Genomic DNA, 23,620 nt, shown 5'->3' on the forward strand with positions numbered 1-23,620 from the left:
GGATAGAGCTGCAGAGGCCCGCAAACCTGCTGGAAATCAGGGCAGGGCGAGTCAGTTCGCGCCAATAAACCCATAGGTGTTTTGGAATTTGTGCTGTTTTCACGCTCCCAGCCCTAGGGAAGTAAAACAAAAATTAACATTTCACGACCGCGTCACTGCGAAATCTTGTGCCAATCACGCCTGCTTCACGCTGCGTCGGCAGATTTAGTTTACGTTTAGTAAAGCAAGAACGCCTGCACGGCGGAGCACCGAAGAGGGGATTTGCGATGATTGGGCAACTCGACACCGACAGAGAGCGTTTTCAAGTCATTGAGGGCGGTCGCGGCCCCAAGGGCGCGGTGCCACCCTGCGTGCAACTGCCACCGCCGCCGCAGCTGGGTTCGGCGGAACTGGCGGCGGAGATGGCCGAGCTTTATGCCATGATGCTGCTGCGCGATACGCCGTTCTCGGCGATGACCGACCCACATCACGCGATCTGGATTGATGGCCGCACCCGGTTCACCCTGCATGAACTTCTGTGCGAGATGCGCAGCCTCAGCTGGTACGATCATGAGCGGCGCACGGCCGCCCCCGGTGAGCCCGGCGCGCGGCGGCGCCAGCTTCGGCTGAACCGGGAAGGCCAGTTGACGCTTGCCAGCATGTACCGCGGGACGCTCGCTCCGGCGGCCCCCGGCGGGCAGCCGCTGTCGCTGTTTCACTGGATCGATCGCTGTGCGCCGGACCTTGTGGCAGAGCCCGGTGCCGCGCCGGATGCGGAGGCTCCGATGTCGGCATGGGTCGACTGGATCGGCGCGCAATCGGGGGCGGCGCTCGCTCTGGCAACTGCCGAGCCTTCGGCGATGTCGCCGCTTGTGACGCCGCGCGATCTGGCGTTCCGCATGCAGGACAGCCATCCTTGCCGCGTCTATTACAATGCCGCGCTGATGCTTCTTGCCCGAGGCAGCGAGTTCGATCCGGGGCTCGAGCCGCAGGGGAGCGAGGATCCGGTGAGCGCCCAGCGGCTTCTGTCGCTTATGGCGGAGGGGGCCGAACGGGCGTTCGAGGCCGCGATGCGGCTCCGGGGTCGCGATGATCGCAGCAGCCCGCCCGCCACGACGGCGGCGCGGCTGGCGTCGATCCTTGGCCGCGAGGAAATTCCGGCAGGCACCACGCCCGAGTTGCGCGGCGCGGCAGAAGATCTGCAGACCTATGCGCCGAACCTGCTGCACTGGGTGACCCGCTGGAACGCCGCACAGGCGCAGACGCGCCGGGCCAATGCGCCCTACATGCTGTCCGAGCTTGAGGTGGGCGGCCTGCGGCGGCACCCTTCCGACGCCGCGCTGCAGGTGGTGGTGGCCGGGGCGCTCTCGACGCTGTTTAAGGCACTTTTCAACACCCGTCCGGCGCCGCACCTGCGTATGGCGACCGATCCCGCGCCCGGCTTCGATCTGGCAGTGGAAGCGGATCAACTGGCTGCCGATGTCGCGCTGTCTGCCGCCGCGAGCGGGGCGCAGTTTCAGGCCGAGAGCCATCAGAACCTGCGCATTGGCGAGGCGTTGGCCCTGCAGGTGCTGCGCGGCTGGCTGGCGCAACTGCCGCAACGGGCCTCGATGGATCTGACCAACTTCGACGGTAAGCCGCTGCGGATCGAAAGCCACATCGGCCGCTTGGGTGCGCCGGAGGTGGCGCTGCGCCGTGACGGGCGCCCGGCGCGCTTTCCAATGGTGGCGGATCGTCCCAATGCGCATCTGGCGGTGATCTGAGCCCGGCTTGATGCCGATCAAGGTGGCGACCTTCTGGGCGGGGCAGTCTGGCCTCAGTCACAGGAGGTCGCCATGTTCATCGCCAGACCCAGAGCAGAGAGCCGCGCGGTTGCGCGCAGCCGTTCCCCGATCCATCCCTTTGCCATGACGTTGCCGCTGATCGCCGCCGCCCTGCTGTTGATGACGGGTGCGGTTGCCGCCGGGCCGCAAGACGCCGACGCGGGGCAGGCGCTATACGCCAAACATTGCGCCACCTGCCACGGCCTCGAAGGGCGGGGCGATGGGCCGATGGCGGGGGTGCTGATGATCAAGCCGGTGAACCTGAGCGAATTGAGCGCCGCCAATGGCGGGAGCTTTCCGCTCGAGCGGGTGGTGAAACGCATCGACGGGCGCGACCCTCTGGTCAGTCACGGGTCCCCGATGCCGGTCTATGGCGATTTCTTCAGCTATCGCACGGATGAGGTGAAGCTGCAGGATGATCTGGCGACGGCGCAACCGGTTGCCGACCTCGTGGCCTATCTCACCAGCCTGCAGCGCGCGGAATAGGCGCTCACCTGCCGTCACGAAAACTTCGTCAGCGGATGCTGGAACCGCACACTCTTCCCGCGGGTTTCTTTCCCATAAGCAACCTCAGGAGGACCGGTTATGAACTGGGACCAGATCGAAGGCAATTGGACGGAATTCAAAGGCAAGGCACGCGCGCAATGGGGCGAGCTGACCGATGACGAGGTGCAGCAGGCCAAAGGCGACCGTGAGCAGCTTGCCGGGCTGATTCAGAAGAAATACGGGATCGCCAAGGAAGAGGCCGAAAAGCAGGTCTCGGAGTGGCAGAACAACCTCTGACCGCAGCGAAAACCACGATCGGCGGGGCCATTCGGTCCCGCTTTTTGCTGCGTGGGCAGGGGCTTTCTGGCGCGCTCAGTGGCAGATGTTGCGCGTCTCGGCGCCTTTCCACGGGATGATCACATCGGCCTTGTCGAGTATCTCGTCGAGCCCGCCGATTGGCATCTCTTCAGAGATCATCGCGCGCAGGCGCGAGGTGCGCGGGGCGCTGGGGTCGAGCACTTGGCAGCAGACATATTCCTCGACGATGGCGCCCTGCTGCTCGTAACCGTGGCTGAGGAAGCTCGCATTGCCCTCGGGATCGAAGAGATAAGGGTCGGCTGAGACCTGATGCTCGGTGGCCGCCTTCAGCGGCGTATAGCCGGTGCGGGCGCGGTTCTGCCATTGCCAGACGTGGGTCATCTCATGGGCAAACAGCATCGCGCCGTAGAGGTTCAGGCGCTCGGGGTAGCTGGCCATATAGTCGTCGAGGTAGACATCCTCGCGGTAGAAGATGTGATTGAACAGGGTCAGCGCTGCCGGAGAGACGGTTACGGTTCCGCCTTTCGACGGCGGCCAGATGCGCTCCATACAGGTCAGGCGCGGACGCACGGGCCGCTCGAAAGTGACCGCCTTCGAGGCGAGACCGTCATGAAAGCGAACCTTGCCCGTATTGATCTGCGGGCCCTGCATGGCCTGCAGGAAGGCCACCTCATTGGGTGTCAGAGGGCGGCCGCAGGCGGCGAGGCCCAGCAGCAGGACGAGGCAGAGAAGGGACTGTGTGAGGCGGCGCATGACCAAAGACTGAGCCGCTTTTCGGCAAGTGTTCAAGGGGTTTGGCGCGCAACGGCGAAATTGCCCGGAGGCAGGCCCGAGATCTCGAGGATGAGTTTCTTCTTCACCGCCTCGGCGAAACTGTCCCGCGTCTCGGCGGTGACCACAAAGGCACCGATGCCGCCGATGATCTGCTCTTCATAAAGCGCCTCGAGCCCGCCATGCGCGCGACCGGGGTCATCAGGGCTGAGGATCGGCAGGGCGTTGATCGTGACGCCAGCCTCCAGCACTTTGGCGCGGGCTTCGGCGATCGGCGGGCCTGCCCAGTTGTTTGCGCTGTCGCCGGAGAAATCTATGACCCTGCGCCAGCCCTCGATGTCATTCTCCTCCATCTGCCGCAGCCCTTCCAGCAGCGCCGCACCGATGGCGTTGCGCCCGAAGGCCAGACGCGGCTCGTCCAGCAGGGCGGCGGCAAATCCTTGGGCCGCCTCGGGCCCGTCGATCAGCGTCCAATCCACCACCCGCGCCTGATTGGCGGCCCATTCCACGTAGGTCACCGCGATATGGCCGTAAGCTGTCCCGGCGATGACCGTCAAAACCTCGGGATCGGTGATCGCCGCGGCGTAGCCTTCGCGCTGAAACTGCAGTTCCTCCACAGAGATGGACCCGGAGGCATCCGCCAAGAGCACAAGTTCAAGGTCCGTGTCCTGCGCATGCGCCGGGGTGGAAAGGCAGGTCATGAAAGCTACGATCAACACCAGAGAACGCACAGGCATCTCCATGTAGAGGCAGGGATCGTGATAGGGTGCCATCTTGCATCCGCTCTGCCTAGCCTGACGTGGCCTCCGGGCGGTAACGCTATGATTGCGCTGCGGCTCGGGATGCGTCAGAGTCGGAGGACAGTCGATGGCACGTCAGAGGGGATGCGTACGCTGCCGCAGCACTAGGGGGGGCACTTCGTGGCTATCTCGGAGAAGTCGTTACTTGCTGCTGAACTTGCCCTCGGGCTCCTGCCACCGCAGGAGCAGGACGAGGGCATGCGTGCTGCTGCCAGTGACCCCGAACTCAGCGCCGAGATGGATTTCTGGGAGAGCCGTCTGATCGGCTTTGCCGGGCCCGTCGATGAGGTCGCCCCGCCGCCGCGGGTGTTCAACGCCATTCAAAACCGGCTTTTCGCCGAGGAAGAACCGCGCAGCTTCTGGCAGGAAATGCTTGCTCCGGAGAACCGTGGCTGGCTGATCCTTGCCGTCGCGGTCAAGCTGGGCGTGATCGCCCTGCTGGTTTACGCGCTCTTCTGAGCGGGCTGGGACGTCTCGCCGAGGGCGCGGCCAAGGGTCATCCAGATCGCAATCGCCGCGACCACGGTCGCCAGAAGCGCCACGAGCAGCAGGTCCAGCCGGCCGCTCACCCCGTCTTTCAGGGCGTAGAGCGCAATGGCAATCAGCGGGATATGGACCAGTACAAAGCTGGTGATCTGTAAGCGCAGAAGCATCGTTTTGGTCATGGCTCGCCGGTCATATCTGAGGTCTACACCCATAGGGTGAGACATCCGCCTTCGGAAAACAACAGATTTACACTCACATTTCGCAGCGTCGCGGACGCGGCGAGGCACATTCCCCCGCTTACACGTCCAGTTCTTCGACGAAACGGGCATTCTCTTGGATGTACTGGAAGCGCAGTTCGGGCTTCTTGCCCATCAGCCGCTCGACCAGATCGCCGGTTTCGCCGGGCTCGTCCTCGTCGATGGTGACGCGGATCAGCTTGCGGGTTGCCGGATCCATCGTCGTCTCTTTCAAGTCCTTGGCGTCCATTTCGCCCAGACCCTTGAAGCGCTGCACGTCGATCTTGCCCTTGCCGCCCAGACCCTTGGCCATCATCACATCTTTCTCGGCGTCGTCGGCCACATAGATGCGGCGCGCGCCCTGCGTCAGCCGGTAGAGCGGCGGGCAGGCGAGGTAGAGGTGGCCGCCGTCGATCAGCGGGCGCATCTGCGTGAAGAAGAAGGTCATCAGCAGCGATGCGATATGCGCGCCGTCGACGTCGGCGTCGGTCATGATGATGATCTTCTCGTAACGCAGATCGTCGATGTTGAACTTGGTGCCAAGGCCGACGCCAAGCGCTTCGCAAAGGTCGCGAATCTCGGCGTTCGAGCTGAGCTTGTTGGACGCCGCGCCCAGCACGTTGAGGATTTTACCCTTCAGCGGCAGCAGCGCCTGCGTCTCGCGGAAGCGCGCACCCTTGGCCGACCCGCCCGCCGAGTCGCCCTCGACGATGAACAGCTCGGTGCCCTCGCGGCTCTTCGCGGTACAATCGGTCAGCTTGCCCGGAAGGCGCAGTTTTTTGGTGGCCGATTTGCGGGCGGTCTCTTTTTCCTGACGGCGGCGCAGGCGCTCTTCGGCGCGCAGCACGAGGAAGTCGAGGATCGCGCCCGCCGATTTGGTGTCGGAGGCCAACCAGTTGTCGAAGTGGTCGCGCACCGCGCCTTCGACGAGGCGCTGCGCTTCGGTGGTGGCGAGGCGGTCCTTGGTCTGGCCAACGAATTCCGGCTCGCGGATGAAGCAGGACACCAGCGCGCAGCCGCCGGTCATCAGGTCATCGCGGGTGATCTGGCCCGCCTTCTTGTTGTTCACCAGCTCACCATAGGCGCGGATGCCCTTGAGGATCGCCGACCAGAAGCCCGCCTCATGGGTGCCGCCCTCGGGGGTGGGGACGGTGTTACAGTAGGACTGGATGAAGCCGTCGCGCGAGGGCGTCCAGTTGATCGCCCATTCCACCTTGCCCGGCGCGTTGAACTTCTCGCGGAAGTCGACGGTGCCTGAGAAGGGTTTGTCGGCGTAGGTGCTCGCCGTGCCCAGCGTCTCGGTCAGGTAATCGGCCAGACCGCCGGGGAAGTGGAAGGTCGCCTCCATCGGCGTGTCGCCATCCTCGATGGCGGACTTCCAGCGGATCTCGACGCCAGAAAAGAGATAGGCCTTGGAGCGCACCATCTTCAGCAGCCGCGACGGCTTGAAGCGGTGGTGGCCGAAGATCTCTTCGTCGGCATGGAAGGTGACGGTGGTGCCGCGGCGGTTGGGCGCGGCGCCGATCTTTTCTGCCGGGCCCTGCGGGATGCCGCGCGAGAAGCGTTGCTCGAACAGCTCCTTGTTGCGCGCCACCTGCACGACCATCGAGTCCGACAGCGCGTTCACCACCGAGGCGCCCACGCCGTGCAGGCCGCCCGAGGTCTCATAGGCGTCGCCCGAGAATTTGCCGCCCGCGTGCAGCGTGCAGAGGATCACCTCAAGCGCGGACTTGCCGGGAAACTTGGGGTGCGGGTCGATCGGGATGCCGCGGCCATTGTCGCGGATGGTGATCGAGTGATCCGCCAGAAGCTCCACCTCGATGCGGTTGGCGTGACCGGCCACCGCCTCGTCCATGGAGTTGTCGAGGATCTCCGCCACCATGTGGTGCAGCGCGCGCTCGTCGGTGCCGCCGATATACATGCCGGGGCGCTTGCGCACCGGTTCAAGCCCTTCGAGAACCTCGATCGAGGAGGCGTCGTAAGAGGCGGCTTCGGTCGCGGCGAGAAGATCGTCTGCCATGTGGTTGCTGCTCGTTCCCGGATTCTGATTGGACCCGAGTATGGCAGAGCGGAGAGAGCGGGAAAAGCCCCGCACCCCATCATCATGGGGATGACGCTGTGAATCAGGCCGGATCTTGTGGTTTGATGCTGGACCAATGGGCGCCCATGGCGACGATGCACGACGTGCCAGAGGCGTAGCTGATGACCATGGTCCAGTTGTCGCGCGCATCGAGCCAGAGCTCGACAACCTCGTCGGGGCTGCGCAGGCCGGTGGAAGCGAGGGACGCACCCTGCTGGCGTTTCAAACGCTTGGTCATATGCGCCGAGGGCTCGCACAGCGCGTCGGCGATGGGCGAGGCCGCCGCTGCAGGCTGGCTGCTCAGGCAAAACCCGCAGAGTGCGAGCCCGCAGAATGCGAGGGCCAAAGCAGCCGGGATGCAGGCGTCCCGGCGGGGAATCGAGAACATGCGCCACATGCAAAAGAGTGTAACGTCTTCATGACGAAATCCCTAACGCTGCGAAGGCGGCCCGCATAAGAAAACGCCCGGCCTCGGAAAGAGGCCGGGCGCGCGTCCAAAGCTTGGCAGCTTCAGACGTCCGCGATCAGAAGCGGTAGTTCAGCGAGACGTTGAACTGGGTGTTCTTCAGTTCCATCTCATCGGCGTCGAAGTCGGTGAACTCGTTGTAGGTGAGCTCGGTGCCGACGGTCCAGTTGTCGGTCAGGAAGGTCTCGGTGCCGATCCCTGCGAAGTAACCGTCGGAGTCGCCGCCGTCGATGTCGCCGCCGCTGGTGTAAGCGCGGGCGTAGCCGCCGGTGCCGTAGACCATGGTGTCGCCCATGTCGTAGCCGGCACGTGCGCCAACGCGCAGGATGCCGTCGAGATCGCCAGCCGCGCCGAGGTCAGCATCGCTCCAGTCGTACTGGACGCCACCACCCAGCACCCAGGTGCCGAAGTCGTAGTCATAGTAGGACTTCAGGCCGTAGGTCATCGCCTCGTCGTAGTCGTCGGGCGTGCCATCGGTGTCGAATGCGCCGTAGCCCAGCTGGATACCGCCGGAGAAGCCGGTCCAGTCACGCGCCGGTGCGACGGGCACGGGGGCCGGGGTCACGACGGGCTCGACGACGGTCGGCTCGAGGCTGCCGGCGAATGCGGGGACTGCAACTGCGCTGGCGAGGACTGCCGGGAGGGCGATTTTTGCGAATTTCATCTGGTCTGCTCCATATATTCTTTATGGTTCATCATGTGTTGTCCAAGCTCGCTCTGGAGCGTGTGACTGAGGGTACAACCAAACTTTCGGTCGGATTGATCCACACATGTTGGTCACATGAACGTGCTGTGGCGGAACCACCACGAAAATCGCCAGCGGGAAGGGGTCTCGGCCAAATGCAGCCGTCGCGTGAGCGGGGGATGGCAATTTTTGGCTTACGTTTGAAAGATTTCGGAACCCTTTGGTGAGGGGGTGACGCGTGGGAAATCTGCGCCGGAAAAACTCAGGCGGGCAAATTCAGAGGGCCGCGTGTGAGGGGGGCACAAGTGATGCACAGCGCATGCACATTCCATGCGCACGGCGCGCTGGGCTGGCGTTAACCATCCAGCGCAACAGTGGGAGGCAGACATTCACGCAGGAGCCCCCCATGCGACGCAAGCTGACCGAGATGACCAAGACCGAGCGGATGCACTTTCAGTACGCGGTGGACGCAATGGAGATGGTCGAGCGCGATCTGCTCGACCGCATGTGGGATCGCCGCGGCTGCCCGCCCGAGTGGCACGCGATCTGCCGCGAGACCGACCGGCGGGATCTGCGGCGCACGCGCTGCACCATCGCGCTGGACGCGGATGTGGTGAAATTCTTCAAGGCGCTGGGCCCGGGCTATCAGAGGCGGATCAACCGGGTGCTGCGCGCCTTCATGCACTACCGGCTGGCCAAAGTGCTCGACGGGCCGGACACATCAGACTTCATCATGCGCCCGGAACTGGTCGAAGAGCAGGCCCGGAAAGAGCGGACCCGCTGGGGCGACACGCAGAATGATATCGTGCGGACCGAGGTGGCACCGGACCCGACGCGGCATTTGAAGGGGTGACGCCGAAACGCGAATCTCGTGCTAGCACTCCAATGTTTGACGCAAAACTTCATCATAGTGCTTCAGGTTCCGCGCTAAGAAGTTACTTATCTTTTTGACAGTGCCTTGCCTCAGTGCATCCGCTGTTACGTTGCCGCGAAGGGCTTCTTCATACTCGTGGACCGATTGGACGTCTTCTGAACTCAGATGCTTGTATGTGCCGATTTTTGAGGTTTTCCGACCGATCCTGATCTTACCTGCGCTCACGCTCGCAAGTAAGGCTACGTAGATGCGCTCTCTCGTCTCTGCGTCTCCCGGTCCGAGTACGATCGAGAAGCGAAGGCGACCGTTGCTCCAATCCGCGAGCTCTAGAGCGATCAATGAGCCTGAAGCTACCCAATCGGGGCTGTCGCTGCGATAATTAGGAAGGTCTAGGCTCTGAACTCATTGAGTTTCAGAGCCAGTAGATGACGACTGCTGCGAGAGCGATGACAGAGAAGAATGTCGTGGGGCATCTGTCGTATCTGGTTGCGACACGCCGCCAGTCCTTGAGCCTGCCGAACATGATCTCGATCCGGTTGCGCCGTTTGTAGCGCCGCTTGTCGTATCTGACAGTCGCCTTGCGCTGTTTTCGGCCAGGTATGCAGGCGCGTATACCCTTGTCTTGCAGGGCTTCCCGGTACCAATCGGCGTCATAGCCCCGGTCCCCGAGCAGCCAGTCTACATCTGGCAGACCGCTCAACAGGGCCCGCGCCCCGATGTAATCGCTCACCTGCCCGGCAGACACGAAGAAGTTGAGCGGCCGGCCTTTGCTGTCGCAGATGGCATGCAGCTTGGTGTTCATGCCGCCCTTGGTGCGGCCAATCAGTCGGCCACGCCCCCTTTTTTCACGCCCAGGCTGGACGCGGTGCGATGTGCCTTGAGGTAGGTTGCGTCGATCATCACGGTCTTCTTCTCACCGTGTTCGGCGGCCAGCCCGGCCATCATCTGTGCGAAGATGCCCTTATCACTCCACCGCTTCCAGCGGTTGTAGAGTGTCTTGTGGGGACCATACTCTTTGGGCGCATCCCGCCAGCGTAACCCATTGCGGTTGATAAAGATAATCCCGCTCAACACGCGGCGATCATCGACGCGAGGCTTGCCGTGGGACTTCGGGAAGTAGGGCGCGAGGCGCGCCATCTGCACATCGCTCAGCCAAAAGAGATCAGACATGTCACCGCTCAGTTTTGGCGCGGTGAATCATCTCACGCAGCTGAAATCAATGGGTCCAGAGCCTAGCCACTCCTTGACATAGAAGCGCAAGATTCGCGTTGTCGATGTATCGGGAAGAATCGTTAGGCCGGTTTTAACGCTAAAATCTCGCGCAATATCGCTTGCGTTTTTCCGAATCCAGTCAATTATTTCAGCTTGGAGGTCGGGGCGATATTTATAGAGGGCTTCGAGCGCGTCCTTGTGTTTCCCCCATATCTTTCTTGAGAGTTGTGCCAGCTGTTCATCGTCCACGAGATTCCTCCTGATCATTGCGGAATATTTCCGATAGAGTCCTACAGCTTCCCCTGAGAGTTCGTGTAACTCGACTTCAGCGTCGAAGCGTGAAATCAAGTCCAGCAGGCTTATAGGGATCCAATTCTCTTTGTTTTTTTCTGAAGGCGGTGTTGCATCGAGGGTAAGGAAAACGAACACGTGGTCCCAGTCGTTGATTGGGTACTCCGCCAAGACTTGATTGCGGTACTTCTCAAGTTGGTTCTGGCTTTCAGCGGCATGTACCTTGAGTTCGACAGCAATGACTAATCCCTTTTGACCTTTCTTCCTGTTTGCCTGGGTGGCTTCGATCAGAAGGTCAATATTTGCGCGTTCACGGTACACCAACGCGCTGCTGTAGTCCGCGCAATGAATTTCCAGTGGATGTAGTGATGTTTGGTCGATTTGCGATTGTGCGTAGGCTTCTTGAAGTATTGATTTTAGGAAGTCATCTTTGAAAGGATGTGCGCGGTTTGGGTCAATAATGTAACTCAAAAAATGGGCGTGGCGGATTTCTTGATGGACCATCCCAATGGCTTCAAATGGACAAAAGTGAGAGATTGATCTCTCGAGCTCCCGGAAGAGTTCCGAACCTTCTCCGAAGAGTAAGTCCTCTATGAGCTTTTCGATATCAAGATTGGTCGGCTCAGGGTTTCCAGAAGATCTGTCCATACTATTCTCGACGCACCATTTATCCTAGTGGCCGAATTAAATTATCGGGCTGTCATGCGCTACGGAAAAGCGGTGTGAACACTAGTTTGGTGTGCTCCGTTGCCCTAGTGCATCGGACATGAGGTGAGGAATTTTTAGTACGACGGGCCGACTGTAGTATTTGTGGCTAGGTAGTCCTCACCAATTCCCGCACCACACACTGCGGCCCGTCTCCGCCCAATTCCTTCCGCCCCAACTCGCGCCACGCGGCCTCGTCGAATGCCGGGAAGAAGGCATCGGCCCCCTCGACCTCCAGATCGACCTCGGTGACCAGCAGGCGGTCGGCCTTGGGCAGCAGCCCCACGTAAACCGAGGTGCCGCCCATGCCGTAGACGCGGAAATAGCCCTCGGATTTTGCCAGATCCAGCGCCTCATCGAGCGAGGCGACGACGTGCTCGGTCAGCGAGCTGTCGCGTGAGACGACGATATTCAGGCGGTTCTTCAGCGGCTTGACCGGCAGGCTCTGCCATGTGCGGCGGCCCATGATGAGCGCGCCGCCGGAGGTCTCGCGCTGGAACATCCGCAGATCCTCGGGCTTGAACCACGGGATGTCATTGTCACGGCCAATAGCGCCATTGCGGGCGCGGGCGACGATCAGGGTCAGCATGGGCGGGCCTCAGACGGCCACCGGGGCCTTGATGGCCGGGGCGGGATCGTAGTTCTCGAAGATGAAATCCTCGAATTTGAAGTCGAAGAGCGAGGGCACGTCACGCGCGAGCTTCAGCGTCGGCAGCGGGCGCGGGTCGCGGGCGAGCTGCGTCTCTACCTGATCGAGATGGTTGAGGTAGATATGCGCGTCGCCGATCGAATGGATGAAATCGCCGGGCTCATAGCCGGTGACATGCGCCAGCATCACCGTGAGCAGCGCATAAGAGGCGATGTTGAACGGCACCCCAAGGAACATATCCGCCGAGCGCTGATAGAGCTGCAGGTGCAGCTTGCCGCCGATCACCCGCACTTGCCAGAGCGTGTGGCAGGGGGGCAGGGCCATCTCGCCGATCTCGCCGGGGTTCCACGCCGAGACGATGAGGCGGCGGCTGTCGGGGGTGGTCTTGATCATCTCGACCAGCTGCGCGATCTGGTCGACCTCGCCGAGCAGCACGCGGCTTGCGCCATCGTCGCCCATCTCTTCGCGGAGGGTGGGGAAGTGGCGCCACTGGTGGCCGTAGACCGGGCCGAGATCGCCGTTCTCATCGGCCCATTCGTCCCAGATCGAGACGCCATTGTCCTTGAGATACTTGATGTTGGTGTCGCCGGCGAGGAACCACAGCAGCTCGTGGATGATCGAGCGCAGGTGCAGCTTCTTGGTGGTGACCAGCGGGAAGCCCTCGGACAGCGGATAGCGGCACTGCATCCCGAAATACGAGATCGTGCCGGTGCCGGTACGGTCGGTCGAACGGGTGCCGAGATCGCGCACGGTGCGCAGGGCGTCGAGATACTGGCGCATGGGGCCTCCGGGCTGGTCGTGGTGCCCTTCGGAGATAGCGGATCACGGCGCGGAGGCAAAGCAGGTTTAGGGCGGTTGCGGCGAAAAAGCCCCAGATGTGGGGGTGAGGGGCGTCTGCGAGCCGAGATGCTGTGGCGGCAGAATAGCCTCACTTTGCTCAGAACCCGCGCCGGGCGGAAATCGCGCCGTTGAAAACGCGGCGCAGTTCACCTCAGTGTGATTGCAATCGAGCAGGTAATTGGCGTGCGGGAGGGTTTCATGGAGCGAATTTGGGCACTTGCGGCGATTGCCGCGCTCTTGGCTGGGTGTGGAGGAAGCAGCGGCGGCGGCGATGACGATTGTATCCGCGACAACCCTCTGCAGGAGTGTGAGACCACCGACGACGACAGCACCGATACGCCGGATGATGTCGATGCGACGGTGGCCAGCTTCAGCTTCGCCGACGACATGAGCAGCGTCACGGTGCAGATCAACGGGCTCGACACAACGCCGCTGGAGGCCGTCTATGAGCGCAATGACCGCATCACCGATGTGCTCGACATGGACGACTATGTGGCCTTCTCGATCCAAGAAGACCCGCTGGACCGTTTCTTTCTCGCGCTTGGCGGGATGAGCGCGGATGGCAGCGTCTCGGCGGCGGCGGTCGGCGATGGCGGCCAGTTCAACAAGGTGTTCCAAGACGGCTACTACAGCCGCGATGGCGATTTCGATCCGCCGGATTTCGACAATGCAACCAACCCCGAGCAGGGGCAGGTGAGCTACGCGGGCGATTACGCTGCGGTCACCAACCTCATCACCAAGGCGGGGGTGGACCTGCAGCCGGTTGGAACATTGCCTGACGACTACGATGACCTTGACGTTCCGGGCCAGCCCTTGCCGATGACCGGGGTGATCTTCCTCAACGTGAACTTTGCCGATGCGGCGGTGAACGGTCAGATCATGAACCGCGCGCTGATCGACATCCGCGGCTATGGCGGCGCGACCGAGGCTGGCAAGACCGGGATCACCGACGTCATCCTGACCGAGGGCACGATTGACGCCGACGGCGTGTTCAGCGGCACGGCAGAGGATCCGGACGAGAGTAGCATGGGCAGTTTTGCTGGCATCTTTGGCGGCGAGGACGCGGCCTATGTGGCTGGCACCACCGATCTGACATGGTCACTGACCGCGCCCTTCGGTGACGGCGACGAAACCTACGATATGGAAGAAGTCGGCATGTTCGTTCTGACGCAATGCGGCAAGAGCGGTGCGCGGGCGGATATCTGCGCGCTGGTCAATCCGTAAGGTCAGCCGATGCCTCTGCCGCGCCACGTCCTTGCGGCCGTCTGTCTGGCCGGTGCGTTGCTCGCGCCGGCCGTTCCTTTGACCGCCGCACCCGAGGCCGCTTCGGCGGCCGCCCCGTCCGAGGGCACTGTCATGACATTGTCGGCGGCGCAATTGCGGATCGCCGCGCTGCGTGCCGTGCAGCAGGGCCGTTTTGCGCTGGCGGCGGAGCTTGGCGCGCTGATGCTGCGGGTCGATCCCGAGGACGCCTATGGCCATTTCGTCATCGCGCAGGCGGAGCTGCGGGGCGGGGATACCGAGCAGGCCCGCCGCGCCGCGCGGCAGGCGCTGCGCTATGCCGAGACCGATGTGCAGAAACACGAGGCGGCGCGGGTCATCGCGGCAGCCTATGCGCGCGACGAGCGGTATTTCCTGTCGCAGATCTGGATGCGCCGGGCGCTGATGGTGGCGCCGAGCGAGGCGCTGGAGGCGCGGGCAGGGCGCGAGTTTCAGGCGCTGCGCGGCGCGTCCCGGCTGCGGCTGTCGGCCAATCTGGGCATCGCGCCTTCGTCGAACGTCAATGGCGGCGCCTCGGAAGAGATCAGCACGGTGGACGGGCTGCCGGTGGTCGGCATCCTCTCGCCCTCGGCGCAGGCGCTTGCGGGCACCGAGGCGCAGGGCGAACTGGCGCTGAGCTACGCAATCCAGCGCGATGCGCGGTCCGAAACCCGGCTGCGTGGCTTCAGCTCGGCCCGGCGGGTCTGGCTCACCCCCGGGGCGCAGGACAAGGCGCCGGATGTGGACAATGGCGATTTCGGGTCGTCGGCGCTGGAGTTCGGCGTGCAGCACCGGCGAAGGCTCGGCGAGAAGGGTCCGGTGCTGGGCGCAAGCGCCACGCTTGGCCGCGCATGGCAGGGCGGCGAGCGCGCCTATGATTATCGCCGTGCGGCCTTCAGCCTGATCCAGCCCGTGGGCACGCACAGCGCGCTGATCGCCGGGGTGTCGTGGCAGGGGCAGAGCGATGCGGACACCGAGTTCAACGACGTTCAGACCCGCGGCGCACAGCTGGGCCTGAGCCATGATTTCGGCGCGCCGGGCAAGGTGACGCTGATGCTGATGGGCGGCGAGGCCGAGTCGGACAATGGTCAGATCGCCCGCACCACGCGCGGCGCGCAGCTGGCCTATGCGCCTGCCGAAGCTTTGGGGCCGGTCGAGCTGGATCTGTCGCTGTCCGCCTACAAAAGCCACTATCCCGATTACAGCGTTCTGCTGCCGGTGCCGGGCGGGCGCGAAGACAAGACATTCCGCGCCGATGTCGACGTCGCGTTTACCAAGCTCGATTATGCTGGCTTCATGCCGGTGCTCAATATCAGCGGCGCGCGCTCGGACAGCAATGTGAGCCGGTTCGAAACGGAAACCCTGGCTTTCAGCCTCGGCTTCAAGTCGCGCTTCTGAATGTGAAGTCTCGACAAGCGGGCCGGGCCTGCTAGCCTATTGGTCCGGGCCAGTGGTCCGCGGCGCGGCGCGGCGCGCTGTGCCGGGGGGCCGGGGGGCGGGGTGCTGGATGCGCCTTGCTGGTCCCGCGACGGACCCGCCACAGAGCGCGGGCTGCGGCCACGATCCTTGGCCCAACTCGAAGAGCATACGATTAAGACGAAAGGGCAAGAAATGCCGATCCGCTATCTGCACACCATGGTTCGCGTGAAGGATCTCGATAAATCCATCGCCTTCTACGAACTGCTCGGCCTGAAAGAGCGCCGCCGGATCGAGAACGAGAAGGGCCGCTTCACGCTGGTCTTCCTCTGCCCGCCCGAGCAGGACGATGGCACCGCCGATGTCGAACTGACCTACAACTGGGATGGCGACGACGGGCTGCCGTCGGATTCGCGCCACTTTGGCCATCTGGCCTATTCGGTGCCCGATATCTACGCCGCCTGCCAGACGCTGATGGACGCGGGCGTGACGATCAACCGCCCGCCGCGCGACGGCCATATGGCCTTTGTGCGCTCGCCCGACAATGTGTCGATCGAGCTGCTGCAGCAGGGCGATGCGAAGGACCCCGCCGAACCTTGGGCGAGCATGCCCAACACCGGCCACTGGTGAGCCGAGCCGGTGGGGGTGCGTCTCTCTGCCGTTCTGAGTGTCGGGCTGAGCCTCGGGCTGAGTCTTGGGCTGGGCTTTTTGGGCACCGGCGCTCTGGCGCAGCAGACGCATTGCCGACTGGCGTTGCTGCTGGCGCTCGACGTCTCCTCTTCGGTGGATGACAGCGAGTACCGGCTGCAGAAAGAGGGATTGGCCGGCGCGCTGCGCGATCCCGACGTGCGGCGCGCGATCCTCGAGGGCGGCGGAACCGTCGCCCTTTCGGCCTATGAATGGAGCGGGCGCAACCAGTCGCAGCTTGTGATGGACTGGGTGATGCTGAGCGATGAGGCGTCGATCGACGCCGCGGTCGTCCGGCTGCTGAGCGCGCCGCGCAGTTACAACCGCTACCCCACGGCGATGGGCTATGCGCTGGGTTTCGGCGCGGGCATTCTGGAAACTGCGCCGGTCTGCGAGCGGCGGGTGATCGACGTTTCGGGCGATGGCATCACCAACGATGGCTTTCGCCCGCAGCAGGCCTACACGCATTTCCCCTTTGAGGGGGTGACGGTGAACGGGCTGGCGGTGATGGGCTCGGACCCGCGCGTGGTGGAATATTTCGAAGGCGAGGTGCGGCATGGGCCGGGCGCCTTTGTCGAGATCGCGGCGGGCTATGAGGATTTTCTTCGCGCGATGACGCGCAAGCTGTTTCGCGAGCTCAATGATATGATGGTGGGCGAATTGGTGCCCATGCCAGCGCTGCCGGGTCCCGTCGAGACGGAACTGCGCTAGGCCGCGCTTGGCGCGCAGGGGCCGCGACCCTATATCGGGCGCAAGAGCATCTGCGCGGAGTGTGATCCATGGGATATGCAAAGACGGCCCTGCTGATGGCCGCGATGACCGCCCTGTTCATGGGGCTGGGCTATCTGATCGGCGGCAGCACCGGCATGGTGATCGCGCTGATCTTTGCCGGCGGCATGAACGCCTTTTCGTGGTGGAACTCGGACAAGATGGTGCTGCGCATGCATGGCGCGCAGCCGCTGGCACCGGGCGACCGCTTTGGCCTGCATGAGATGGTGGCGCAGCTGTCGCGCAATGCGGGGCTGCCGGTGCCCAAGGTCTATCTGATGGACAACCCGCAGCCCAACGCCTTTGCCACCGGGCGTAACCCGCAGAATGCGGCGGTGGCGGTGACCACCGGGCTGATGCGCAGCCTCTCGCGTGAGGAGCTGGCCGGGGTAGTGGCGCATGAGCTGGCGCATATCCGCAACCGTGATACGGCGATCATGACGGTGACGGCGACGTTTGCCGGGGCGATCTCGATGCTGGCCAACTTCGCCTTTTTCTTTGGCGGCTCGCGCGACGAGAACCGCATGGGGCTGGTGGGCACGCTGGCGATGATGTTCCTTGCGCCGATGGCGGCGGGGCTTGTGCAGATGGCGATCAGCCGGACGCGGGAATATGCCGCCGACAAGGCGGGGGCCGAGATCTGCGGCAATCCGCTGTGGCTGGCCTCGGCGCTGGGGCAAATCCAGCGTGGGGCGGCGCGGATCGACAATCTGCGGGCCGAGGCGAACCCGGCCACGGCGCATATGTTCATCATCAACCCGCTGCATATGCACAAGCGCGACAACCTCTTTGCCACACACCCGGCGACCGAAAACCGGATCGCTGCGCTGAAGGATCTTGCGGCGCAGGGTGGTTTTGGTCAGGGCGGATCTCGTCAGAGCGCACATCCGCAGAGCAGCGCCGCGCGTGGGGCAGGATCGGCCGATTGGTCCGGCGCGGGTGCCGAGTTCGACGGGGAGGAGCCGAGCCGCCCGAGCGTTGCGGGGCGTCCGCGCCCGGTGCCGCGCAAACGGCGCGACCGCGACGAGGGGCCCTGGAGTTGATCTGGAGTTGATCGAGAGTTGATCGCGAGAGCTGACCGAACGCCGGGCCCCGTGCATCGAGGCTAGGAACCGCGCCTAGTAGATGTACCTGATCTGGTCGGTCCAGAACCGCTCCAGCCGGCGCAGGCCCGTGTTCACATCCTCCAGCCCTTCGAGATCGACGATCTGCCGCGCCTCCAGCCCTTCGGAGTGGCGGCGGAACAATTCGTCCACCAGATCGCGGATGTGACGGCCCTGATCTGTGAGCCGCACGCGCACCGAGCGGCGGTCGATCTCGCACCTCTGGTGGTGCATATAGCCCATCTCGACGAGTTTCTTGAGATTGTAGCTGACGTTCGAGCCCTGATAGTAGCCGCGCGATTTCAGCTCGCCCGCGGTGACCTCATTGTCGCCGATGTTGAAGAGCAGCAGCGCCTGCACCGCGTTGATCTCTAGGATGCCGACGCGCTCGAACTCGTCTTTGATCACGTCGAGCAGCAATCGGTGCAGCCGCTCGAGCAGCGATAGGGTTTCCAGATAGCCCGCCACAAAGCCCGTGACCGGCCGGTTGCCCAAGGAAGCGTGAATGCTCATGACCGTCTCCGCCAGTACCGAATGAGCAATGGTTCTGGCGGGAAAAGACCAAGAATGCGTTAAATCTAGTCAGATGTGCCGAAAAGCGCGAATGTCGCGCTTTCCGGCCCGGCACGATCCGCTTGCAGATCAGCCAGCGGAGGCGGCGCGCGCGATGTCGGCGATCAGCGGGCGCAACTCTTCGGGCGCGGGGCGCTGGCCGGAGATCCACTGATAGAGATCGGGGTCGTATTCTTCGAGCAGCGCCTCGAAAGCGTCGAGCTCTGCTGCGTTCATCTGGTCGAGCTTGGCGTCGCAGTAGCGCACCAGCAGGATATCCATTTCCTTGGTGCCGCGGCGCATCGAGCGCATCCGCAGCCGCTTGAGCCGATGCTCATGGGTTTCCCCGGTTGTCTGAGCCGTCATCTCACGCCCCTTCCTTCAAGAGCTTGCGCAGTTTCTTCTCGAGGCGGCCGAGACGTTCGCCCGCAGCGCGCATTTCGCCGCGCAGCGTGCGGAGTTCAAGCAGCGTTTCATCAAGGTCGGGTGAAATCTGCGGCTCTTCCTCGCCCGGGGCCGAAACCCCGTCGCCTTCGCCGGTAATCAGCCAGACCATCGGCACGTTGAGCAGCCCGGCCAGCATCTGCAGCCGGTTGGCGCGCGGCTCGGAGAGATCATTTTCCCATCCTTGCAGCGTCTTGAGCCGCACGCCGAGGCGTTTGGCCAGCGTCTCCTGCTCCATGCCGGCGGCTTCGCGGGCGGCGGCGAGGCGGTCGCCGAAGGTTGCGGCCTCGGGGCCGTACCAGTCGTTCTCGTCTTCCATGACATCTCCTGTCGCGACCTAGGGGAAGTCGCTTGAACGGTGTCGGGCCGCAGCCTATGACATGAGGCGCAGCAATACAAACGGTGGCATAATGTCCTTTCTTTCCGACACTCTCTCTCGCGTGAAACCTTCGCCGACCGTGGCGGTAACCCAGCTTGCCAACGAGCTGAAGGCCGCGGGCAAGGACGTTATCGGTCTTGGCTCGGGCGAGCCGGATTTCGACACGCCCAATCACATCAAGGCCGCCGCCATCGCCGCGCTCGACGCGGGCAAGACGAAATACACCGCGCCCGACGGCATCATCGAGCTGAAGCAGGCGATCTGTGCCAAATTCAAGCGCGACAACGGGCTGACCTACACGCCGTCGCAGATCTCGGTCAGCACCGGCGGCAAGCAGGTTCTGTTCAACGCTCTGCTGGCGACGCTGAACCCGGGCGACGAGGTGATCATCCCGGCGCCCTATTGGGTGAGCTACCCGGATATGGTCAAGCTGGGGCAGGGCGAGCCGGTGTTCATCGACGGCGCGCCCGAGCGTGGCTACAAGATCACCCCCGAGCAGCTTGACGCAGCGATCACGCCGAAGACCAAGTGGTTCCTGTTCAACTCGCCGTCTAACCCCTCGGGCGCGGGCTATTCGCGCGCCGAGCTGAAGGCGCTGACCGACGTGCTGATGAAGCACCCGCACGTCTGGGTGCTGTCCGACGACATGTATGAGCACCTCGCCTATGACGACTTCGAATTCTGCACCCCCGCAGAGGTGGAGCCGGCGCTTTACGAGCGCACCCTGACCGTCAACGGTGTGTCGAAGGCCTATGCGATGACCGGCTGGCGCATCGGCTATGCTGGCGGCCCGGAGCATCTGATTGCCGCGATGCGCAAGATCCAGTCGCAGAGCACCACCAACCCCTGCTCGATCAGCCAATGGGCGGCGGTCGAGGCGCTGAACGGGCCGCAGGAGTTCCTTGGCGAATGGGTCGAGGTCTTCAAGCGCCGCCGTGATCTGGTGGTGAACGCGCTCAACGCGGTGGACGGTATCGAATGCCCGACCCCCGAAGGCGCGTTCTACGTCTACCCGACGATCGACGGTCTGCTCGGCAAGACCTCGGCGGGCGGCACCAAAATCGAGAACGACGAGGCGTTTGCCAAGGCGCTGCTCGAAGAGCAGGGCGTCGCGGTGGTGTTCGGCGCGGCCTTCGGCCTGTCGCCGGCGTTCCGCATCTCTTACGCCACCTCGGATGAGGCGCTGACCGAGGCGTGCAAGCGCATCGCGGCCTTCTGCGAAGGGCTGAGCTGATGAACGGGGCGCTGCCGGACTTCTACTACCGGGTTCGCGACAACGGGGCCATGGTGTTCCGCGTGGACGGCGAGAACCGGCAGCGCCGCATCGAGATGGACCAGATCGCCGTGGTCAATCTCAACAAGGGCGAGATCAAGCCGCATGGCGAGCATGTGCTCTCGGATGAGGAGACCGCCGAGATCACCGCGTGGATGGAGGCGCGGCAGGCGCTTCTGGCGCGGCGGGCGCTCGACGACATTCACCGCACGGTGGATGGGCTCAACGTCACCGCGCAATGGGCACAGTCGAAGGCCAGCGATGATGACCTCGACGAGGTGACCGATGCGCTGCTGCTGGCGATGCACGACCTGCGCAGCGTGCTGGTGCGGCGGCGGGCGGACCGGATCCTCAAAGGCGCGGCCCAGAAGGACTGAGCCGGTGCCGCGGCTTGGCTACTCGCCGAACTGCGCGCAAATCCAGTCGAACACCTCGCGCACCTCGGCGGAGGGCGCGCGCGACAGCATCCTCACCATATAGCCGCGCGGGCTCTGCAACTCGACAGGCAGGGCAGGCACCAGCGTGCCGGCCTCGATCCGGCTGTCGGTCAGGCCGCGCCATCCCAGCGCGATGCCGAGGCCGCGTTCGGCGGATTGGATGACGTGATCGTAGCTGTTGAAACTGATGCGTTCGCCGCGTGTCTGCGCGCCGCCGGGATCAAGCTGCGACAGCCAACTGCTCCAGGTGAACCACGGCGCGTTGACCGCGGCGGTCAGCTCGATCAGCGGCAGCGCCCGTAGCTGGTCGGGGCGCGCGAGATCGGGGTGCTGCTCCAGAAAGGCGGGGCTGCAGACCGCCTGCACCCGCTCGGGAAAGAGGCAGCGCAGGGCCTCGGTGTCTTGCTGCCGGGTCTCCATCCGCACCATGAGATCGACCTCTGGGCCGGGGGCGCTGTCGGGCAGCTGCCGGGTCAGCAGCGAGATCCCGAGATCGGGAAAGGCGGCGCAGAGCGAGGGGAACACCGGCAGAAAGCGCAGCCCGGCGAAGGCCAGATCGGTCTCGATCACCACGGTACGGCGGCGCGCCGGGCGTTGCAGCCGGGCAAAGGCAGAGGCGGCCTCGCCAAGATGCGGCGCGATGGCATCATGCAGGTCCTGCCCGGCGCGGGTCAGGCTGACGCCGCGCCGCTCGCGGTGCAGCAGCGGTTGGCCCAAGGACTCCTCAAGCGCCTTCATGCGCTGGCTGAGCCGCGGCTGCGACAGGCCGGCAAGCTCCGCCGCGCGCGACAGCTGCCCAGTCTGCGCAACCAGAAGGAAGAGGCAGAGGTCGGCGCTGTAGCGGCTGAATGTGCTATAAGGATTGCCAATATCAGACATAAGCAGATTTCGCGGTTCATCGGGGCAAAAGTCAACTACTGTCTGGGAAACTTATATCACGACACCAAAGGCGATCGCGTCACGACCCTGGCCCATGCGGGACCGGGGGCGATCTGTGGCGATCACGGACCCGCCGGTCCGATCGCTTGCCGGGTGTCGCCACGTGACACGGAAAGGACTGCGCCCCGAATGAGCACTCAAGGCCGCCCCAATATCCTGATCTTCATGGTCGACCAGCTGAACGGCACGTTCTTTCCCGACGGTCCCGCCGACTGGCTGCACGCCCCGAACCTCAAGGCGCTGGCCGCGCGCTCGACCCGGTTTCGCAATGCCTATACCGCCTCGCCGCTCTGCGCGCCGGGACGGGCGAGCTATATGTCCGGCCAGTTGCCCTCGCGCACCGGGGTCTATGACAACGCCGCCGAGTTTGCCTCGTCGATCCCCACCTACGCGCACCATCTGCGCCGCGCGGGCTATCAGACCTGCCTGTCGGGCAAGATGCACTTTGTGGGCCCTGACCAGTTGCACGGCTTTGAAGAGCGGCTGACCACCGACATTTACCCGCCCGATTTCGGCTGGACGCCGGACTACCGCAAGCCGGGCGAGCGCATCGACTGGTGGTACCACAACATGGGCTCGGTCACCGGCTCGGGCGTCGCTGAGATCTCCAACCAGATGGAGTATGACGACGAGGTTGCCTATAACGCCACGCGCAAGGTTTACGACCTTGGCCGCGGCAAGGATGACCGCCCGTGGTGCCTGACGGTGAGCTTCACCCACCCGCATGATCCCTATGTGGCGCGGCGTAAGTATTGGGATCTCTACGAGGACTGCGAGCACCTCATGCCCGAGGTCGGGCCGATCCCCTATGAGGATCACGACCCGCATTCCAAGCGCATCTTCGACGCCAACGACTGGCGCAGCTTTAACATCACCGAAGAGGATGTGCGTCGCTCGCGCCGGGCTTATTTCGCCAATATCTCCTATCTCGACGACAAGATCGGCGAGGTCATGGAGGCGCTGCGCGGCACCCGGCAGGAAGACAACACGATCATTCTGCTGGTCTCGGACCACGGCGACATGCTGGGCAACCGTGGACTGTGGTTCAAGATGTCCTTCTTCGAGGGCTCGGCGCGGGTGCCGATGATGATCGCCGCGCCGCAGATGATGCCGGGGCGGGTCGACACGCCGGTGAGCAACATCGACGTTTGCCCGACGCTCTGCGATCTGGCGGGCGTGCCGATGGACGAGATCGCCCCGTGGACCGATGGCGAGAGCCTTGTGCCGCTGGGGCAGGGACGAGCGCGGGAGACGCCGGTGGCGATGGAATATGCCGCCGAAGCCTCTTACGCGCCGCTGGTCTGCCTGCGCGAAGGGCGCTGGAAATACACCCGCTGCGCGCTCGACCCCGATCAGCTGTTCGACCTCGAGGCCGACCCGCATGAGCTGACCAATCTCGCGGGCGATCCCGCGCACGCCGAGACGCTGGCGCATTTCAGCGCCATGGCCGATGCGCGCTGGGACCTCGACCGCTTCGACGCAGAGGTGCGCAAAAGCCAGGCGCAGCGCTGGATCGTCTACGAGGCGCTGCGTAACGGCTCGTATTTCCCGTGGGATTTCCAGCCGCTGCAGAAGGCGTCGGAACGCTACATGCGCAACCACATGGACCTCAACGTGGTCGAGGAAAACGCACGTTTCCCGCGCGGCGAATAAGCCGCGGC

27 protein-coding genes are annotated in these 23,620 nt (G+C 63.8%); 13 read left to right on the plus strand and 14 right to left on the minus strand.

What is annotated here, in order from left to right; translation table 11 throughout:
- The first annotated feature begins 266 nt into the window (after window positions 1-266).
- From ACXAD2_RS14020 to ACXAD2_RS14030, 3 genes are all read left to right on the plus strand, one after another.
- Window positions 267-1,742 (plus strand): bromoperoxidase, encoded by a 1,476-nt coding sequence (locus ACXAD2_RS14020; protein ID WP_475171234.1) that lies wholly within the window; start codon window positions 267-269, stop codon window positions 1,740-1,742.
- Window positions 1,743-1,886: 144 nt separating this feature from the next.
- Complete coding sequence (locus tag ACXAD2_RS14025) at window positions 1,887-2,288, plus strand: c-type cytochrome (protein WP_475174879.1); 402 nt, start codon at window positions 1,887-1,889, stop codon at window positions 2,286-2,288.
- Between the two features lie 99 nt (window positions 2,289-2,387).
- A complete protein-coding gene (locus ACXAD2_RS14030) occupies window positions 2,388-2,585 on the plus strand; it encodes a CsbD family protein (RefSeq protein WP_224898740.1) in 198 nt (65 codons plus the stop codon).
- A gap of 75 nt (window positions 2,586-2,660) precedes the next feature.
- On the opposite strand, the gene ACXAD2_RS14035 is transcribed toward ACXAD2_RS14030, so the two are convergent.
- Window positions 2,661-3,359: a hypothetical protein gene (locus tag ACXAD2_RS14035; RefSeq protein ID WP_475171239.1), complete on the minus strand. Its 699-nt coding sequence runs from the start codon at window positions 3,357-3,359 to the stop codon at window positions 2,661-2,663.
- A 32-nt stretch (window positions 3,360-3,391) separates the two neighbouring features.
- Entirely contained in the window at window positions 3,392-4,114 is a 723-nt protein-coding gene (locus ACXAD2_RS14040; protein ID WP_475174882.1) for a DUF1194 domain-containing protein, read from the minus strand.
- A gap of 261 nt (window positions 4,115-4,375) precedes the next feature.
- Between ACXAD2_RS14040 and ACXAD2_RS14045 the strand changes: the two genes are divergently transcribed.
- Window positions 4,376-4,636 carry a hypothetical protein gene (locus ACXAD2_RS14045; protein ID WP_475171241.1) on the plus strand — a complete coding sequence of 87 codons (261 nt, stop codon included), beginning with the start codon at window positions 4,376-4,378 and terminating at the stop codon, window positions 4,634-4,636.
- On the opposite strand, the gene ACXAD2_RS14050 is transcribed toward ACXAD2_RS14045, so the two are convergent.
- The 4 genes from ACXAD2_RS14050 to ACXAD2_RS14065 form a co-directional block, all read right to left on the minus strand.
- Window positions 4,621-4,842, minus strand: a complete 222-nt coding sequence (locus ACXAD2_RS14050; protein WP_475171245.1) for a hypothetical protein — start codon at window positions 4,840-4,842, stop codon at window positions 4,621-4,623. The two genes, ACXAD2_RS14045 and ACXAD2_RS14050, sit on opposite strands and share 16 nt — an antisense overlap.
- Window positions 4,843-4,960: 118 nt before the next feature.
- On the minus strand, window positions 4,961-6,919 hold the full coding sequence (gene parE, locus ACXAD2_RS14055) for a DNA topoisomerase IV subunit B (RefSeq protein ID WP_475171248.1): 1,959 nt from the start codon (window positions 6,917-6,919) through the stop codon (window positions 4,961-4,963).
- A gap of 103 nt (window positions 6,920-7,022) precedes the next feature.
- A complete protein-coding gene (locus tag ACXAD2_RS14060) occupies window positions 7,023-7,367 on the minus strand; it encodes a hypothetical protein (RefSeq protein ID WP_475171251.1) in 345 nt (114 codons plus the stop codon).
- Between the two features lie 136 nt (window positions 7,368-7,503).
- On the minus strand, window positions 7,504-8,109 hold the full coding sequence (locus tag ACXAD2_RS14065; RefSeq protein ID WP_475171254.1) for an outer membrane protein: 606 nt from the start codon (window positions 8,107-8,109) through the stop codon (window positions 7,504-7,506).
- Window positions 8,110-8,536: 427 nt separating this feature from the next.
- Here ACXAD2_RS14065 and ACXAD2_RS14070 point away from each other — a divergent pair, with 427 nt between their 5' ends.
- Window positions 8,537-8,983 (plus strand): BrnA antitoxin family protein, encoded by a 447-nt coding sequence (locus ACXAD2_RS14070; protein WP_475171258.1) that lies wholly within the window; start codon window positions 8,537-8,539, stop codon window positions 8,981-8,983.
- A 433-nt stretch (window positions 8,984-9,416) separates the two neighbouring features.
- Here ACXAD2_RS14070 and ACXAD2_RS14075 read toward each other — a convergent pair.
- The 4 genes from ACXAD2_RS14075 to ACXAD2_RS14090 form a co-directional block, all read right to left on the minus strand.
- A protein-coding gene (locus ACXAD2_RS14075; protein WP_475168685.1) for an IS5 family transposase occupies window positions 9,417-10,174 on the minus strand; the annotation gives its coding sequence in 2 pieces (ribosomal slippage) (window positions 9,417-9,838 and window positions 9,838-10,174; 759 coding nt in all).
- Between the two features lie 27 nt (window positions 10,175-10,201).
- Window positions 10,202-11,155, minus strand: a complete 954-nt coding sequence (locus ACXAD2_RS14080) for a PD-(D/E)XK nuclease family protein (protein WP_475171262.1) — start codon at window positions 11,153-11,155, stop codon at window positions 10,202-10,204.
- A gap of 166 nt (window positions 11,156-11,321) precedes the next feature.
- A complete protein-coding gene (locus ACXAD2_RS14085; RefSeq protein ID WP_475171265.1) occupies window positions 11,322-11,801 on the minus strand; it encodes a dihydrofolate reductase in 480 nt (159 codons plus the stop codon).
- Window positions 11,802-11,810: 9 nt separating this feature from the next.
- Window positions 11,811-12,641, minus strand: coding sequence for a thymidylate synthase (locus ACXAD2_RS14090; protein WP_224898764.1), 831 nt, complete (start codon window positions 12,639-12,641; stop codon window positions 11,811-11,813).
- 258 nt (window positions 12,642-12,899) lie between these two features.
- On the opposite strand from ACXAD2_RS14090, the gene ACXAD2_RS14095 reads away from it, so the two are divergent.
- The 5 genes from ACXAD2_RS14095 (at window position 12,900) to htpX (ending at window position 17,875) form a co-directional block, all read left to right on the plus strand.
- Window positions 12,900-13,925 carry a hypothetical protein gene (locus ACXAD2_RS14095; RefSeq protein WP_475171267.1) on the plus strand — a complete coding sequence of 342 codons (1,026 nt, stop codon included), beginning with the start codon at window positions 12,900-12,902 and terminating at the stop codon, window positions 13,923-13,925.
- 132 nt (window positions 13,926-14,057) lie between these two features.
- Window positions 14,058-15,359: a hypothetical protein gene (locus ACXAD2_RS14100; RefSeq protein WP_475171269.1), complete on the plus strand. Its 1,302-nt coding sequence runs from the start codon at window positions 14,058-14,060 to the stop codon at window positions 15,357-15,359.
- Between the two features lie 213 nt (window positions 15,360-15,572).
- A complete protein-coding gene (locus ACXAD2_RS14105; protein WP_224898772.1) occupies window positions 15,573-16,007 on the plus strand; it encodes a VOC family protein in 435 nt (144 codons plus the stop codon).
- Between the two features lie 45 nt (window positions 16,008-16,052).
- A complete protein-coding gene (locus ACXAD2_RS14110; protein WP_412094005.1) occupies window positions 16,053-16,775 on the plus strand; it encodes a DUF1194 domain-containing protein in 723 nt (240 codons plus the stop codon).
- Between the two features lie 68 nt (window positions 16,776-16,843).
- Window positions 16,844-17,875: a zinc metalloprotease HtpX gene (gene htpX, locus ACXAD2_RS14115; protein ID WP_224898775.1), complete on the plus strand. Its 1,032-nt coding sequence runs from the start codon at window positions 16,844-16,846 to the stop codon at window positions 17,873-17,875.
- Window positions 17,876-17,950: 75 nt separating this feature from the next.
- Here the strand turns inward: htpX and ACXAD2_RS14120 are convergent, their stop codons facing one another.
- From ACXAD2_RS14120 to ACXAD2_RS14130, 3 genes are all read right to left on the minus strand, one after another.
- Entirely contained in the window at window positions 17,951-18,448 is a 498-nt protein-coding gene (locus ACXAD2_RS14120) for a MarR family winged helix-turn-helix transcriptional regulator (protein ID WP_066102094.1), read from the minus strand.
- 129 nt (window positions 18,449-18,577) lie between these two features.
- Window positions 18,578-18,853, minus strand: a complete 276-nt coding sequence (locus ACXAD2_RS14125) for an FAD assembly factor SdhE (protein WP_475171280.1) — start codon at window positions 18,851-18,853, stop codon at window positions 18,578-18,580.
- A gap of 1 nt (window position 18,854) precedes the next feature.
- Complete coding sequence (locus ACXAD2_RS14130) at window positions 18,855-19,250, minus strand: helix-turn-helix domain-containing protein (protein ID WP_066102088.1); 396 nt, start codon at window positions 19,248-19,250, stop codon at window positions 18,855-18,857.
- 91 nt (window positions 19,251-19,341) lie between these two features.
- Here ACXAD2_RS14130 and ACXAD2_RS14135 point away from each other — a divergent pair, with 91 nt between their 5' ends.
- Window positions 19,342-20,544: a pyridoxal phosphate-dependent aminotransferase gene (locus ACXAD2_RS14135; protein ID WP_475171288.1), complete on the plus strand. Its 1,203-nt coding sequence runs from the start codon at window positions 19,342-19,344 to the stop codon at window positions 20,542-20,544.
- Window positions 20,544-20,960 carry a hypothetical protein gene (locus ACXAD2_RS14140; protein WP_066102082.1) on the plus strand — a complete coding sequence of 139 codons (417 nt, stop codon included), beginning with the start codon at window positions 20,544-20,546 and terminating at the stop codon, window positions 20,958-20,960. The genes ACXAD2_RS14135 and ACXAD2_RS14140 overlap by 1 nt, the downstream gene beginning before the upstream one ends.
- Before the next feature lie 18 nt (window positions 20,961-20,978).
- On the opposite strand, the gene ACXAD2_RS14145 is transcribed toward ACXAD2_RS14140, so the two are convergent.
- Window positions 20,979-21,899 carry a LysR family transcriptional regulator gene (locus ACXAD2_RS14145; RefSeq protein ID WP_475171292.1) on the minus strand — a complete coding sequence of 307 codons (921 nt, stop codon included), beginning with the start codon at window positions 21,897-21,899 and terminating at the stop codon, window positions 20,979-20,981.
- Window positions 21,900-22,088: 189 nt separating this feature from the next.
- Here ACXAD2_RS14145 and betC point away from each other — a divergent pair, with 189 nt between their 5' ends.
- A complete protein-coding gene (gene betC, locus ACXAD2_RS14150) occupies window positions 22,089-23,612 on the plus strand; it encodes a choline-sulfatase (protein WP_475171295.1) in 1,524 nt (507 codons plus the stop codon).
- Window positions 23,613-23,620: the final 8 nt, after the last annotated feature.

The organism is Salipiger sp. ABN3_019 (assembly GCF_056158605.1).

Bases quoted from the DNA above. Each gene is read 5' to 3' on its own strand.
- ACXAD2_RS14080 (WP_475171262.1), bottom strand. From the start codon at position 11,155: ATGGACAGATCTTCTGGAAACCCTGAGCCGACCAATCTTGATATCGAA.
- ACXAD2_RS14050 (WP_475171245.1), bottom strand. From the start codon at position 4,842: ATGACCAAAACGATGCTTCTGCGCTTACAGATCACCAGCTTTGTACTG.
- ACXAD2_RS14065 (WP_475171254.1), bottom strand. From the start codon at position 8,109: ATGAAATTCGCAAAAATCGCCCTCCCGGCAGTCCTCGCCAGCGCAGTT.
- ACXAD2_RS14125 (WP_475171280.1), bottom strand. From the start codon at position 18,853: ATGACGGCTCAGACAACCGGGGAAACCCATGAGCATCGGCTCAAGCGG.
- ACXAD2_RS14025 (WP_475174879.1), top strand. From the start codon at position 1,887: ATGACGTTGCCGCTGATCGCCGCCGCCCTGCTGTTGATGACGGGTGCG.
- parE (WP_475171248.1), bottom strand. From the start codon at position 6,919: ATGGCAGACGATCTTCTCGCCGCGACCGAAGCCGCCTCTTACGACGCC.
- htpX (WP_224898775.1), top strand. From the start codon at position 16,844: ATGGGATATGCAAAGACGGCCCTGCTGATGGCCGCGATGACCGCCCTG.
- ACXAD2_RS14020 (WP_475171234.1), top strand. From the start codon at position 267: ATGATTGGGCAACTCGACACCGACAGAGAGCGTTTTCAAGTCATTGAG.
- ACXAD2_RS14090 (WP_224898764.1), bottom strand. From the start codon at position 12,641: ATGCGCCAGTATCTCGACGCCCTGCGCACCGTGCGCGATCTCGGCACC.
- ACXAD2_RS14030 (WP_224898740.1), top strand. From the start codon at position 2,388: ATGAACTGGGACCAGATCGAAGGCAATTGGACGGAATTCAAAGGCAAG.
- ACXAD2_RS14070 (WP_475171258.1), top strand. From the start codon at position 8,537: ATGCGACGCAAGCTGACCGAGATGACCAAGACCGAGCGGATGCACTTT.
- ACXAD2_RS14105 (WP_224898772.1), top strand. From the start codon at position 15,573: ATGCCGATCCGCTATCTGCACACCATGGTTCGCGTGAAGGATCTCGAT.
- ACXAD2_RS14120 (WP_066102094.1), bottom strand. From the start codon at position 18,448: ATGAGCATTCACGCTTCCTTGGGCAACCGGCCGGTCACGGGCTTTGTG.
- ACXAD2_RS14135 (WP_475171288.1), top strand. From the start codon at position 19,342: ATGTCCTTTCTTTCCGACACTCTCTCTCGCGTGAAACCTTCGCCGACC.
- ACXAD2_RS14035 (WP_475171239.1), bottom strand. From the start codon at position 3,359: ATGCGCCGCCTCACACAGTCCCTTCTCTGCCTCGTCCTGCTGCTGGGC.
- ACXAD2_RS14140 (WP_066102082.1), top strand. From the start codon at position 20,544: ATGAACGGGGCGCTGCCGGACTTCTACTACCGGGTTCGCGACAACGGG.
- ACXAD2_RS14085 (WP_475171265.1), bottom strand. From the start codon at position 11,801: ATGCTGACCCTGATCGTCGCCCGCGCCCGCAATGGCGCTATTGGCCGT.
- ACXAD2_RS14040 (WP_475174882.1), bottom strand. From the start codon at position 4,114: ATGCCTGTGCGTTCTCTGGTGTTGATCGTAGCTTTCATGACCTGCCTT.
- ACXAD2_RS14045 (WP_475171241.1), top strand. From the start codon at position 4,376: ATGCGTGCTGCTGCCAGTGACCCCGAACTCAGCGCCGAGATGGATTTC.
- ACXAD2_RS14095 (WP_475171267.1), top strand. From the start codon at position 12,900: ATGGAGCGAATTTGGGCACTTGCGGCGATTGCCGCGCTCTTGGCTGGG.
- ACXAD2_RS14100 (WP_475171269.1), top strand. From the start codon at position 14,058: ATGACATTGTCGGCGGCGCAATTGCGGATCGCCGCGCTGCGTGCCGTG.
- betC (WP_475171295.1), top strand. From the start codon at position 22,089: ATGAGCACTCAAGGCCGCCCCAATATCCTGATCTTCATGGTCGACCAG.
- ACXAD2_RS14060 (WP_475171251.1), bottom strand. From the start codon at position 7,367: ATGTTCTCGATTCCCCGCCGGGACGCCTGCATCCCGGCTGCTTTGGCC.
- ACXAD2_RS14145 (WP_475171292.1), bottom strand. From the start codon at position 21,899: ATGTCTGATATTGGCAATCCTTATAGCACATTCAGCCGCTACAGCGCC.
- ACXAD2_RS14130 (WP_066102088.1), bottom strand. From the start codon at position 19,250: ATGGAAGACGAGAACGACTGGTACGGCCCCGAGGCCGCAACCTTCGGC.